The 14640-nt window shown below is 43.9% G+C and carries 10 protein-coding genes; 9 read left to right on the forward strand and 1 reads right to left on the reverse strand.

Going from position 1 to position 14640, the window contains the following annotated elements; genetic code table 11:
- Positions 1 to 14: 14 nt before the first annotated feature.
- The 8 genes from MHH63_RS27965 (at position 15) to MHH63_RS28000 (ending at position 11827) form a co-directional block, all read left to right on the forward strand.
- Positions 15 to 794, forward strand: coding sequence for a response regulator (locus tag MHH63_RS27965; protein ID WP_076308696.1), 780 nt, complete (start codon positions 15 to 17; stop codon positions 792 to 794).
- A 319-nt stretch (positions 795 to 1113) separates the two neighbouring features.
- On the forward strand, positions 1114 to 2481 hold the full coding sequence (locus tag MHH63_RS27970) for an ABC transporter substrate-binding protein (RefSeq protein WP_076126319.1): 1368 nt from the start codon (positions 1114 to 1116) through the stop codon (positions 2479 to 2481).
- A 128-nt stretch (positions 2482 to 2609) separates the two neighbouring features.
- Positions 2610 to 3491 (forward strand): carbohydrate ABC transporter permease, encoded by an 882-nt coding sequence (locus tag MHH63_RS27975; RefSeq protein WP_036675555.1) that lies wholly within the window; start codon positions 2610 to 2612, stop codon positions 3489 to 3491.
- A 3-nt stretch (positions 3492 to 3494) separates the two neighbouring features.
- Entirely contained in the window at positions 3495 to 4328 is an 834-nt protein-coding gene (locus MHH63_RS27980) for a carbohydrate ABC transporter permease (protein WP_076126321.1), read from the forward strand.
- A 76-nt stretch (positions 4329 to 4404) separates the two neighbouring features.
- Positions 4405 to 5436, forward strand: coding sequence for a glycoside hydrolase family 130 protein (locus MHH63_RS27985; RefSeq protein WP_076126323.1), 1032 nt, complete (start codon positions 4405 to 4407; stop codon positions 5434 to 5436).
- Positions 5437 to 6761: 1325 nt separating this feature from the next.
- Entirely contained in the window at positions 6762 to 7724 is a 963-nt protein-coding gene (locus tag MHH63_RS27990) for an acetylxylan esterase (RefSeq protein WP_341172318.1), read from the forward strand.
- Between the two features lie 47 nt (positions 7725 to 7771).
- On the forward strand, positions 7772 to 9844 hold the full coding sequence (locus MHH63_RS27995) for a methyl-accepting chemotaxis protein (RefSeq protein WP_081386426.1): 2073 nt from the start codon (positions 7772 to 7774) through the stop codon (positions 9842 to 9844).
- Positions 9845 to 10015: 171 nt separating this feature from the next.
- On the forward strand, positions 10016 to 11827 hold the full coding sequence (locus tag MHH63_RS28000; protein WP_445321777.1) for a peptidoglycan D,D-transpeptidase FtsI family protein: 1812 nt from the start codon (positions 10016 to 10018) through the stop codon (positions 11825 to 11827).
- On the opposite strand, the gene MHH63_RS28005 is transcribed toward MHH63_RS28000, so the two are convergent.
- Complete coding sequence (locus MHH63_RS28005) at positions 11785 to 12978, reverse strand: AI-2E family transporter (protein ID WP_076184708.1); 1194 nt, start codon at positions 12976 to 12978, stop codon at positions 11785 to 11787. The genes MHH63_RS28000 and MHH63_RS28005 overlap by 43 nt on opposite strands.
- Before the next feature lie 208 nt (positions 12979 to 13186).
- On the opposite strand from MHH63_RS28005, the gene MHH63_RS28010 reads away from it, so the two are divergent.
- A complete protein-coding gene (locus tag MHH63_RS28010) occupies positions 13187 to 14587 on the forward strand; it encodes a polysaccharide deacetylase family protein (protein WP_076192865.1) in 1401 nt (466 codons plus the stop codon).
- Positions 14588 to 14640 lie beyond the last annotated feature (53 nt).

A 14640-nucleotide genomic window follows, 5' to 3' on the forward strand; every position in this document is an offset into this window, starting at 1 on the left:
AGGGAATTACTCAAATGATAAATGTTATGATTGCGGACGACGAGGAAGTCATTCGCAGGGGGCTCGAAAAAATCACATCCAGAATGGAAATAGACGTACATGTAATTGGATCTTACGGCAACGGGTTGGAAGCCTGGGAACATTTAGAAAAGTTATCCCGGGAGGATATAGATCTGCTTATTACAGATATCAAAATGCCTAGAATGGATGGTTTTAAGCTGATTGAACAGGTTAGAGACCATATGGAGGATATACCTATTGCTGTCCTTAGCGGTTTTAGTGAATTTGAATATGCCCGTCGAGCGATCCGTCATGGGGTGATGGATTATTTGCTTAAACCGATTGATAAGACTCAGCTATATGAACTGCTTAAGAGAGTAGAGGATGTAAAGAAAAAGACCGTGACGGAGCATGAGGAGATTTTCTCACAAGCTGCGGATGGTGGAGAACATTATGTAGTTGAGCAGACAAAAAGTATTCTGGAGAGAGAGTATGATCAGAACTTCGAGCTTGAACGTCTAGCGGAGATGGTGGGCATGAATGCGAGTTATCTCAGCCGTTTGTTCAAATTAAAGACGGGGCAGACGATCACAGACTATCTGATTCGGATTAGAATTTCTAAAGCAAAGGAACTGTTAATGGAGCATCCTGACCTGAAAAATTATGAAATTGCCGAGAAGGTGGGTTATAGCGATCCGGTATATTTTAATAAATTGTTCAAGAAAATGTGTGGTATGACACCTAAGGATTATAAAAGCGGCTGTAAATTCCCGAAAATTGAACGTGAGTTTTAGGCATATATAGGAAGTTATTTATTAGGAGGGCGAAAAGCTCTCTTTTTTTTTGGATATTTTTATAAATTAGATAACAAAATTATTATAAGTAAAACAAAAATAACAAATAGAAGACCAGAAAAAGCAATTGAAACCATCGTTTTGCGTCGAAAATAGATTTATAATGGGTTTGTAAGCGATATCATCACTTGTTTTCAAGAGTAATTCAGATAATCCGGTATTAATGGCTACTCTTTCAAGTTATGAGTGATGATAAAAGTTATTATTTTTGTTATTTATCTAAAACTAGAGTTGAATTGAAGAGAGGGGTCGTAACAGCATGAAAAAAGGCAAAACAATGATGGGCTTGATGGCACTAACACTTGTGGCGGGATTGTTTAGCGGTTGTTCCTCAAACAACAACACTAACAATGAAGCTGCTAAAAACACAGGAAACAATGGTTCTTCAGCAGAGGCAACTGCTCCAGCTGATGGTACAGCAGCCAAGGATATCAAAGGGGATATCACAGTCATAACGCAAAGAACAGATATTGTTGATACCGTATTCAAAGAGTATGCAGCTAAATTTAATGAGAAATATCCTGATGTAAAGGTGAACTTTGAAGCGCTCGCTACTTACGAAGATCAAATTAAAATTCGTATGAGCACTAGTGATTATGGCGACGTTCTTTTGTTACCTACTAGCATAGCTGTAAAAGATATTCCTGATTTCTTCGAACCCCTTGGCAAGCTTGAAGAAATGAGCAAACAATACACAGGCTTGGAAGAACGTGCAGTAGACGGTGTTGCCTATGGTATTCCGATGACTATCAACTTTAACGGGATTATCTATAACAAACAAGTCTTCAAAGATGCCGGAATTACAGACGTTCCCAAAACCCCTGAACAATTCTTGACTGCCCTGCAGACTATTAAAGACAAAACACAAGCTGTTCCTCTTTACACAAATTACGCAGCAGGCTGGACATTGACGCAATGGGAAGCGGATCTGGCTACAGTAGCTGGTGACCGTGATTATGTGAACATTGCTCAAGTGGCTAGCGACGACAACTATGTAGCGGGTCAACCACACTATGAATTGTACAAAATTCTGTACGATGCAGCACAAAAAGGTTTGATTGAAGAAGATCCAACTACAACAGACTGGGAATCTTCCAAAGCTGATCTGGCCAACGGAAAAATTGGGACTATGGTGCTTGGATCTTGGGCAATTGGGCAAATCAAAGGCCTGGCTACAAATCCAGACGATGTTGGATTTATGCCTTTCCCAACCAATGCGGATAAAATCCTTGTGCCGCTTGCTGGGGACTACAATCTGGGTGTCAGCGTGCACAGTAAAAACAAAGAAGCTGCTAGAGCTTGGGTGGATTGGTTCATCAACGAATCTAACTATCCTACAACTGAAGGCGGCGGTATGAGCCCGGCTATCGGTGCAGAGCTTCCAGAAATCCTGAAACAATATGAAGGTACAGATGTAACCTTTGATACTCTTGCTCCTGCTAAAGCTGGTGAAGAAGGCTGGTCTGATGAAATCGACAAACAAGCTGAGATCGGTGCTTGGCAGCCAGACTTTAAGAAACGGATTATTGAAGCAGCGATTGGCAACAGAAAAGAATCCTATGATGACATCATGAAAGACCTGAACGACAAGTGGAAAGCCGCTCGCGCTAAAGTCACAGCACAGTAACAACTATAAGCTTCTTAGATGCTATAGGCGGTAGTGAATGTGGGAGGGGATATGCTAACAAGCATTTCCCCCTTCACATTTAAACGAGTCTTAAATAAATGAGGATGCTTTTTCTGGAGGTGTATCGGGTGTTTAAGTTTTCAAATTTGAGCTATAAAAATCAAAGAATCGCTATCATCATCTTATTCTCATTAGTGCCGATATTGTTGCTGCTCACATTCGCTTATTATCCAGTCATCAGTATGTTTCGGTACAGCTTCACCAGTTGGAATGGATTGAGCAAAAATATGGAATATGTCGGTTTAGAAAACTACAAGACCATTTTTACGAAACCTGAGTATTTTTCTGTGTTTAAGGTCAGCTTGTATTATTTCTTTACCACCTTTATTCAGATGGCACTTGCCTTGTATTTTGCAACCATCTTGAGCTTTAGTGTTCGCATGAAAAACTTGTTTAAAGGGATTTTGTTCTTCCCAACCTTGCTAAACGGTGTAGCAATCGGTTTTATCTTCCTGTTCTTTTTCAAACCAGATGGAACGTTAGATACGATTCTTAATCTGATTGGGCTTGGCAGTCTGCAGCAGAAATGGCTTCTGAATCCTAACTTGATCAACTTCTCGCTCGCAGGTGCGTCACTGTGGAGATACATGGGAATGAACTTCCTGATTTTCCTCGGAGCTATTTCTTCTATTGGTAAGGATATCTATGAGGCCGCTGAAATTGACGGTGCAAACAGATGGCATCAGTTTATGCATATTATTTTGCCAAGCATTAAACGTATTCTGCAATTGAACTTGATTCTTGCGGTTAGTGGCGCCATTGGGGTATTCGAAATTCCATACGTCATGACAGGCGGATCTAACGGAAGTAGTACATTCGTAATTCAGACGGTCGATGTAGCTTTCAAATACAGCAAGGTTGGTTTGGCATCGGCGATGGCCGTGGTATTGCTGGGTATTGTTATCATAGTTACTATTTTGCAGCGCGTTCTGATCAAGGAGGAGAAATAAACTATGCATTCTGTAAAATATACCACTGCTAGTATATTCAAATATCTCACCTTGATTTTGGGAGCACTTGTAGCTTTGATACCTATCGTGGTCGTGTTTTTCGCTTCATTAAAAACCGGAGCCGAATATGCTTCTACCGGACCGTTAACGCTGCCAGAGAATTGGTTGAATTTCTCCAACTACACTAAGGCTTTTGTAGACGGAAAAATGCTGCTCGGTTTTAAAAATACTGTCATTATCGTTGTGATTTCTATTGCGGGTGCTACGTTGACGGGTTCGATGATGGCTTATATTTTATCGCGCTTCAAATTTAAAGGCAGTAAGATCCTAATTAGTATGTTCCTGATTGCCACCCTGATTCCAGGTGTAACTACACAAGTAGCTACTTTCCAAATCATCAATCACTTGGGATTATTTAATACCAGATGGGCACCAATCGTTATGTACTTGGGCACGGATATTATCGCTGTTTATATCTTCATGCAGTTTTTGGATTCGATCTCCGAGTCACTGGATGAATCCGCGATGCTGGACGGAGCTTCGTATTGGACGATTTATTGGAGAATTATTTTGCCACTGTTGAAGCCGGCGATTGTAACTGTAGTGATCGTGAAGGGTGTTAATATTTATAACGATTTTTACACCCCTTTCCTTTATATGCCGAAAACAGATCTGCAAACGATCTCCACAGCACTCTTTAAGTTTAAAGGTCCATATGGATCGCAGTGGGAAGTAATATGTGCGGCGATTATGATCGCAATTATACCGACATTGGTTGTGTTTACCGCCTTGCAAAAATATATCTACAATGGTTTTTCACAAGGTTCTGTAAAGTGAGCTCGACAGTAAATTTAATAACAGTACTAGATAAAATAGCATACTGAAAAGTTGCATACATTTGGAGGGAAAACTAATGAGTGAAGTAAAATTGGTTGGAGCAAGTGCAATTAACATCCCGAACATGCCTTGGCAAGAAAAGCCTGCTGGCTACGAGAATCCGATTTGGAGACATAATGATAACCCGGTTATCAAAAGAAATCCTGCAAAAGGTGTAGCCCGTATTTTCAATAGTGCGGTTGCTGCGTATGAAGGCAGTTTTATTGGTGTATTTCGTGTAGAAGATAACACTACTCGTCCGCATCTGCGTATGGGACATAGTGTGGATGGTTTGGATTGGAAAATCGATGATGAGCCGATCCGATTTATAGATGAAGAAGGTAATCCTTATCAGCCGCGTTATGCTTACGATCCGCGTCTGGTGAAGGTTGAAGATACATTTTATATTATCTGGTGTACAGATTTCTACGGAGCAGCTATTGGGGTAGCAAAAACACAAGATTTCAAAACATTTATCAGCTTGGAAAACCCATTCCTGCCATTCAACCGGAACGGTGTACTGTTCCCTAGAAAAATCAACAACAACTTCGTGATGTTGTCCCGTCCAAGTGACAGTGGCCATACGCCATTTGGTGATGTATTCCTTAGTGAGAGCCCTGACTTCGTATATTGGGGAAAACACCGCCATGTAATGACCAAGGGTGGTCAAGGCTGGTGGCAAAGTGTCAAAATTGGTGGCGGACCAGCGCCGATTGAAACTACTGAAGGCTGGTTGATGTTCTACCATGGCGTAACTGGAACGTGCAATGGTCTTGTGTATAGTATGGGAGCGGTTATTTTGGACATCAATGAGCCCTCGAAAGTAAAATATCGCTCGAAGAACTTTGTATTAACGCCAGAAGAATGGTACGAGGAAAGAGGTTTTGTGAATAACGTCCTATTCCCATGTGCTACTCTGCATGATGCAGAAACCGGCCGTATCGCCATCTATTATGGCGCGGCTGATACTTATGTAGGCGTTGCTTATACAACGGTTGATGAAATCGTCAACTATGTCATCGAAACCCATGAAGAGGTTGGCGATGATGCAGGTTTAGGCAAAATCTAATTGGACTTAATGACCTATATTTGCAGTGAGCTTGCTAGAGTTCCGGAGAATTGCGTAGCGTAGAGTTCGAAAAAAGTGTGTTGGGTTTGGTGTGTTGAATGTTGTTGGGTGTGCTCAGTGCGGAGGTTGCCTTGTGCGACCTCCGTGTTCTGTTGCAGAATGTACAACAGAACGACACATTATCGCCTGTAATAGATAAGTAGCAGGCGAGGGGGAAATTCGGCTCTGTTGGCGATTCTGATCACTCTGTTGTTTAGTCACTCTGTGGCTTGGTCACTCTATGGCTCTGACGTAAATAGTTGCACTCTGTGCACTTAAACTAACATTTCTTTGGTTACTAGGCGATATAGTTGCACTTCGTGCAACTATATCAGCGAAGTAACCACCAAAAGCTCCTTTTACCGTTTTTTAGTTGTACAAAGTGCAACTAAAAGGGAAAAAACACATATTCAGCTATAATAGCTGCACAAAGTACAACTCTATGGCTCTGACGTAAATAGTTGCACTATGTGCACTTAAACTAACTATACCTAAGGTGCTAAGCGATATAATTGCACTTCGTGCAACTATATTAGCGAAGTAACCACCAAAAGCTCCTTTTAACGTTTTTTAGTTGTACAAAGTGCAACTAAAAGGGAAAAAACACATATTCAGCTATAATAGCTGCACAAAGTGCAACTATCCAGTCGCAAACTGTTACTGTGCCGATTATAAAGAAGTTAATAGGCAAGATGGAAAATGTGGGTGTTGTGAAGGTAATGGGAAGATAGGTGCAAGTGGAATGTGAGTGGTTGTAGAGGTAATAAGAAGGTAGTAGGTACGTGGAATGTGATTAGCTGTGAAGGCAACAGGAAGATAGGTGCAAGTGGAATGTGAGTGGTTGTGGAGGTAATAAGAAGGTAGTGGTACGTGGAATATGATTAGTTGTGGAGGTAATAGGCAAGCAGCGAGTGAATGGTGAATGTGGCTCTGTTGGCTTTTCTGCTACTCTGTTGCTTAGTTACTCTATGGCTTGGTCACTCTATGGCTCTGACGTAAATAGTTGCACTATGTGCACTTAAACTAACTATACCTAAGGTGCTAAGCGATATAATTGCACTTCGTGCAACTATATCAGCGAAGTAACCACCAAAAGCTCCTTTTACCGTTTTTTAGTTGTACAAAGTGCAACTAGGAGGGAAAACACACATATTCAACTGTAATAGCTGCACAAAGTGCAACTATCCAGCCTCCGTTTCTATCTAGCATAGTAACTCTAACGTTGCTTCGCGGTTACGAACAGCAAGCGAACAATTTCGTTACATAACTTAAGGAGGAATAATATTTTGGGAAGCGACATGAATTTGTCACAGTTAAAGGAATATAACGGAAGTAGTCCAAAACCGGATGATTTCGAGCAATTTTGGGAGAGGGCATTGCGTGATCTGGATGCACAGCCGCTGGATTATGAACTGGAACCAGCGGAGTTTGTCAGTGAACTTGCGGAATGTTTTCATTTGTATTTTACCGGAGTTGGCGGTGCAAGAATCCATTGCAAATATGTAAGACCGAAGAACAGCGTACATAAAAAAGGTCCCGGTGTAGTGATGTTCCATGGATACTCTTGTGACAGCGGGGATTGGATGGAGAAGGTGGCATATGCTGCTCACGGGATTAGCGTCCTGGCGATGGATTGCCGCGGCCAGGGTGGCCTCTCCGAAGATAACCTTACCGTAAAAGGGACTACGATACGCGGACATATCATTCGAGGGATGGATGATCCTAATCCTGATAACCTTTATTATCGCAATGTGTTTTTGGATACGGCACAGACTGCCCGAGTTCTGATGTCTATGGATGAAGTTGATCCTGAACGTGTAGGTGCCTTTGGACTATCTCAAGGTGGAGCGCTGACTGTGGCTTGTGCAGCATTAGAGCCTCGCATAAAAATAGCCCTGCCTGTATATCCCTTCCTTTCAGATTATAAACGTGCTTGGGAGCTGGATATTACCACCTCAGCTTATGAGGAGATCAACTATTATTTCCGTTTTTTTGATCCCCATCATTTGCGTGAGGATGAGATTTTTAATAGGCTCGGTTATATCGATATTCAGAATCTTGCCAAAAGAATACAGGCTAAAGTACTGTGGGTTACCGGGTTATCCGATACGATTTGTCCACCTTCAACTCAATTTGCCGCATACAATAAAATACTAGCGTCCAAAGAGCTTATGGTTTATTATGAGTACGGTCATGAGTATTTACCATATCTTGCCGATCGGGCGTTGGAATTGTTCATGACCTTGTAAGAGATAAGCCAGCAGGCATAACTGAAGACAACGGTGGTGAACAATTGATGAAGTCGCAAGTAAAAAAAGAAAAGGCGCATTTCCAGCTGCACCCTGCCAAATCGATTGGGGTGCGGCTTTTTCTCATCTTCTTCATCTCAACAATGGTACTCGTTCTCTCACTTGGCTACATTTCCTATTCCGTAGCTGAGCAAACGATCGAGAATAACGCGCTGTCAGCCAATCAACAGACAGTCGTCCAAGCTGCAGAGAAGTTTGATGTTGAATTATTGCGTTATGAGGATGGCCTAGGAAGAATTCTTTACAACAATGAGATTCAGGATGCACTCAAACAAGGGAATAATCCCACTACAAGTAATGAGGAACGTAATTTGCAGTCCAACCAGATTAGCGCCGAGCTAAATGCCTGGCTGACCGCATCAAAGGGGGTAGAAGCTGTATACCTCATCCCGATGAATCAGGAAGTCCCTACTTCGTCAGCGGGATCAAAAGACAGCGCTTTTATCAAAGAATTCAGAGAGTCCTCATGGTTCAAGCAGCTTGAGGAGCAACCACAAACATTGTGGATTCCCCGAACAGAACAGGGGCAAGCCGGAAATACTTCGGGTATGTTTCATTTGGCACAATCGATAGCTGGGGATACACAAAGCCCGGGATACATAATTATCTGTGATATTAGAATTAGTGAATTAGAAAATCAGCTTCGTAAAGTTGATCTCGGACCCAGCTCTTACATGCAATTGCTGACGGATAAGGATGAATTGATCGCATCGTCCCAGCAAGTGGGAACAGATACTTATCTCAGTCTGGGAGGGACTCTTCTTCATGGTTTGGAGCATGAGGCTGGGTCATTGCCAACGAAGGATGAGAAAGGAAAATCCATTCTGGCTGTGTACGGGACGATGGAAAGCTCCAGCTGGAGATTGCTTGGTGTTGTTCCGGCTGAGAATCTTACGAAAGACGCACTTCGTATTCTAAAAACTACATATATTATTGTTGCGGTGGCTGCTATTGTCGCCATTCTAATTGGTTACTGGATGTACAGAATGGTATCTAAGCCCTTGACCCGACTTAAGGATCTAATGTCTCAAGGGGCAGATGGAAATCTTGGAGTACGTACGGATATTACCTCACGAGATGAAATTGGTCAGTTATCGGGTTCCTTTAATAGGATGATGGAACGGATCACAGAACTGGTAATCCATACTAATGAAACCGCGAGGAAGGTAATGGAAACTGCCGATGAACTTAGTAGAGTATCGCGTAAGACAGCGATGGCAGCCAAAGAGATTGCCGCAGCAACAGAAGAAATTGCCGGAGGTTCAGGCAGCCTAGCTTTGGAGGCGGACCAGGGTAACGAGCTTACGGGGCAAATTTCGGTGCAAATGAACAAAGTGAACTCAGCTACGCATGAGATGGATCATACCGCACATAGTATCGGCGTGCTTAGTGAAGAAGGTTTTAATGAGTTAAAAGAGCTGCTTGGCAAGACCAATAAGACGGGCGATATGACGAATAAGCTTGTGCTGAAAGTGAATGAGCTGCAAGACACCACATCATCAGTGATGAAGGTGCTTGATGTTATGCAGAATATTACACAGCAGACGAATATTTTGTCTCTAAATGCAACGATAGAAGCGGCAAGGGCAGGGGAGTCCGGCCGGGGATTTATGGTAGTGGCCGATGAAATACGCCAGCTTGCAGATCAGTCCAAAGAATCCATTGCTGTGGTGGCTAATATAACAGACACCATTATGAAGGATATGAACGAGACCGTAGGTGTTCTCTCGGAAGTAGCCCCTCTTTTTAATCAGCAGGTTACTTCAGTTGAGAGCACTAGCGATATCTTCGTATCTGTACAGGATCAGATGCGTCATTTTATTACACGCTTGGAATCTGTTGCTTTATCGATGGATAGCTTGAGCCAATCCCAGAAGGTGCTGTCAAATTCGATGGGCAATATCAGCTCCATTGCAGAAGAATCATCAGCAGCTTCTCAAGAAGTGGCTTCGCTTAGCGGGGAGCAACAAAGTGTGAGTGATCATTTAGTGGAGCTGTCTGAGCAGCTTGAGCATGCGTCCCGGCAGTTGCAAGAAAAACTGTCCAAATTTAATTTGTAACTTTGCATAACCTAAGTAAATATTTTTAACTACAAAGACCAGTCTCCAATTATTTGGGACTGGTCTTTGTGCTATTCAAAAGGCTATAAATTAGCTAACTAAGCATGAGTGTAAATAATCCAGCGGGTGGGACATAATAAAGGCTATGAACGTCAGTCAGGAGGAATGGGATTGCACAATAATGTCCACAGACGTATACTCGGCGGACTGATTATTTTATGTTCAGTTGTAGCCGTGTTGGTCCTTAGGCTGGCGTGGATTCAACTGTTTATGAAGGAACAGACGGTCCCTGGAACGAAATATACACTTGCAAAGATGGCAGAAATTCAAAGCGAACGGGAGACGGTATTGGACACTGGGCGGGGGCGTCTGTATGACCGAAAGAGTGAACCCCTTGCCGGGGAAACCATTTGGACGGCTGCGTTTTTTCCTCAAGAGGCGAAGACTAGGAATACCGTGACGCAGGTCGTATACGAAGAAGCTGAGTCCATGCACCGGTTGGCAGCTATCCTTGGAGTGAGTTATGAGCAATTGCTAAACAAGCGCTCTTCTCTTAAAGAACCATTGCTTTGGCCATCCTCAGTGGGAAAAGGACCGCTCGCACTTACATCCGCACAAGCGGAAGAAGTGAGTGCATTGGGGATCGACGGCGTAGGCGTGCTTCCTTTTGCTCGCAGATATGATGGGAACGCAACTGGTCGGCAGTGGCTTGGATATTTATCGGAAGAGGTCCCAAACCCTGGTGGGAAGGCTTCGCCATCGGGGCTGAGAATTCCGATGACAGGAACGGACGGGTTAGAAAAGACCCTGGAGCCGTTGCTTCGAGGTGTAGGGCATACTGAGGCATACGCTCAGGTTGATGCGCGCGGGCAACGTGTCCCGGGCAGTCCCATTCAAGTAAGAGCCCCGGGCAATCCGTATTATCCGCTGTCTTTATATACAACGATTGATAAAAAGCTTCAGGAACAAATAGAGGAGTTAGCTGTCAAAGCTGGAATGAAGGAAGGAGCCGTGGTGGTGTTAGACACCGGAACGGGAGATATTGAAGCCATGGTATCTTTACCTTTTTACGACCCAGAGAAGATATCCCCTGAAGGGGGAGAGTGGAATAACCGGGCGTTGCAGGCTGCCGTACCTGGATCAATTTTCAAAATCGTCACAGCAGCAGCAGCACTAGAAGCCGGGGTCACCTCAGCGGATGAGCTCTTCTATTGTTCAGGGCAATATGAGAAATATGGATTGTCTTGTCTAAAAGGAAAAGGACACGGTCCCCTCACGCTGGCGCAAGGGTTCGCTGTGTCCTGTAATACTGTATTTGCTGCGCTGGCAGAACGTTTGAGTGGGGCGCAGCTTCAAGCGACAGCACTCGCGCTGGGGCTCGGAAGAGATATTAGCTGGCAAGCGGAGAATACGCTTGGTTTTCCAGTTCTTAAGCCACTGTCCGGTGAGCAGAAGGGGACGATCTTTACTTCTTTGCTGCCGGATGATCCAGGCGCCAGAGTGCAGACGGCCATTGGGCAGCGAGATGTGCAAGTGACCCCACTTCAGGCAGCGAACCTGGTGGTGACGTTACTGCATGGCGGGGAAGTGAGAGCGCCAAGAATTCTCCAGCGTGTAACCTTTGCAAATGGGCAAAAGCTAGAGGATCTGCCGGGTCATCTTTCCCCTTCAACTGCCGGGAGGATCTCAGAATCTACAGCCCGCCAGCTGCTGTCCTGGATGCGTAAAGTAGTTACGGATGGAACCGGCACAAGTCTGCAGAGCACGAAATGGCCGGTTGCCGGGAAATCAGGTACGGCACAAACCCTTGTTAAGGGTATGCCGCGTAATAATCAATGGTTTATCGGCTATGGGCCGGTGGATCATCCCAGATATGCTGTGTCGGTAGCGGTGGAGAACGTCGTTCCGGACAGCTCACATCTAGCCGTTAAGCTGTTCGGTCAGATATTGGATTTATTATCATCGGTTCCCTCTGGAGCTTGAGGTTCAGGTGGTGGCGCAGAGCTGGTCTGATTGGAAGCTGGACCGTTAGCTGCAAAGGGTGAAACGATAAATTCCTCTTGCGGGAGATAGATCCAGCTCTGAAGATACCCTTGTTGAATCAGTTCTTTTATCAGAATAAGCAGAATCGGCGACAGAATCAGACCAGCCATACCGAAAGCAGATGTGGACAGAATGACGAACGACAGCATAAGGAAGGCTGAGGATACGCCAATCGAATTCCCGGTAATCTTCGGCTCAAGCAATTGCCTAACAATTAGTACAATGGCAAGGAGGATAATTAATCCGATAGCCAGTGAAGTATTGCCCACGATGAACAAATAGATGATCCAAGGGACTAAAATTGTCGTCACGCCAAGAAGCGGCAAAACATCAAATACCGCGCAGACTAATGCCATTGTGATTTCGTTGCCGGTTCGCAGAATAAATAAGCCGACTAGAACTATGGCAAATGTAATGCTGATCAGAATAAGTTGTGCTTTTAAATAGGAACCGATGGCTTTGAATACATTGCCTTGCAAAAAGGCGAAGGCGTTCTTAAAGGTTTTTGGCATTTTGTCATGCGCGATTTTACGCCAATCTTTGATTTCCATGCTAAGAAAAAATGCCAAAATAATGGCTATCCCGAAATTGGCCATGAAGGTGGAGAAGGAGCCTAGAATACCGGCCATGTATTTTAGAAAAGTAATCAGCCATCCTGTTAGAACATCCGTGGCATCTTTAAAGTACCCGTTGACCTTGTTCGTAATATCGGGTGGCAAGTTATCTATTTTTTGCTGCAGGTAGGTCGTGGTCTCCACAAAATGCTGCTGCACCACATATGTATATTTAGGGAGGTTCTCTTGGAAGTGAAGGGCCTGGATCGTAATCAGTAGACCGGCACCAAATAATGTACCTAACAGCACAATCAGAAAGAGCAACACTGAAATGGCGGAGGCAAAAGGTTTACCAAGACCACGGCGGTTCAAGAAGCGGGCCAAGGGTTCGATAAGCAAAAATACAAAAAAAGACAGGAATACAGGTGCAGCTAACTGATACAGCTTACTAAAGGAGAACATAATTAGATAAACCGTGAGGACAATTAATCCGATGTCAAAAAATGTGCGCCAATATTTTTTGTATAACGGCAGCATAGATATAAACAACTCCCTTTTTTTATAAGTGGATACGCCAGGTTGATTACATTGTACATGATTTTACTTTAAAAGCGTCTATTTCTTTGATACATGTGTTAAAATAGGGGGTAACGTTTTTTTATTCTACTTCACTTGGCCGTTTCACGGGTTCTGCTTGCAGACATTAGGCGAGCCAAAGTCAACTCTGGAAAAGCGGGGAATTAATATGCAGACTTTGCTGCTCTGGTTATTTTACATCTCATCATTTTATGCTTTTATCCCTGGTATGATCAGCCGGATTTTTGGTTACCGTGTCTTTCGTAAAGGAACTGGGCGAAATGAATTCGCACTGACCTTCGATGATGGACCTGATCCTCGATTTACACCATTACTGCTGGAATTACTGAAGAGGTATGATGCAAAAGCAACATTTTTTGTAGTCGGCTCTAATGCTGAACGTTATCCTGATCTTATTCAGCGTATCCATGATGAGGGACATCTCATCGGAATTCATAATTATGTTCACAAGACGAACTGGCTCATGCGGCCAGCAACCGTCCGCCGGCAGATTCAACGTACGAATGATATTATTTATAATATTATTGGCGAACGCAGTACGTATTACCGTCCACCTTGGGGTATTGTCAATTTATTTGATATTTCCAAACGACGCCAAGTTGAAATTGTGCTTTGGTCGGCAATGTTTGGCGATTGGCGTGAGAAGCTCGGCGCCGAAAAACTCACTGAGAAGATGCTGGCCCGTCTAAATCCCGGGGAAGTGATGTTGTTGCATGATAGCGGCACAACGCTGGGTGCAGATGCGGATGCTCCAGGGAATATGCTTGTGGCTCTTGAGCAGACTCTGGAGGAAGCCCGTAAACGGGGACTACGCAGCATTCGAATTGATGAGATGATTAAGATGGCTGAGACGTCACCTATCCGGCGCTTATCTTTTGGTAAACGGGTGCTTGTAGGACTTTGGTTAGCTTGGGAACAGGTATTTCAAGCTCTTTTTCATCTCCAAACGATTACTCCGTCAGATCCTTTCCTGCATTATCGGATGCGGAAATATCAGGGTGAACCGGTTGAACTCGAGGGCGGAGAACTGCTGCGTAAAGGTGACAAAGTCATTGAGCTGCACATCGATAATAAACAGTTGTTCGAATTAGGGATTCATTCACGTTCTTCCGCTCAACTTGCGATTCGAATGATCCGCAGAATGGAAAAGGATCTGCCCATTCTTGCTGAGATCATTGCCAAAGATGTGGATCTTGCGGAAGCCAAAGCGCTTTATGGAGTCAGCATGATTAACCGGGGACCGGAGAAATTCGGCTTTACCGTACGTGATTTGCCGGATGGCTTATTCGCACGTTCCTCCAAATTTTACTTAAGAATCCTGTTAAGTGTGATTCATCCAGCAGGTGGGGCAAGGCTTAAAGAACGGAGCGAGGTCCTTGTGCCGAAGCTTATCCTGATGCCTGTTTCAGAGCTGCTCAAAAAGATGAATCAACAGCTGCCTCATCATCCGAAAACTGCAAAAAAACGCAAATCGCAACAGGAAGAATCGTTGTCACTTAATGATTCGGTTGCGGATGTAGAAATGCCAGGTGCGACAGTAACCAATTGATTCATGATCTTATTGATAAATATTTTACAGTGGACATGTAAAGAGATGTTCTA

The organism is Paenibacillus sp. FSL H3-0310, from assembly GCF_038002785.1.
GTDB lineage: Bacteria > Bacillota > Bacilli > Paenibacillales > Paenibacillaceae > Paenibacillus_AQ > Paenibacillus_AQ odorifer.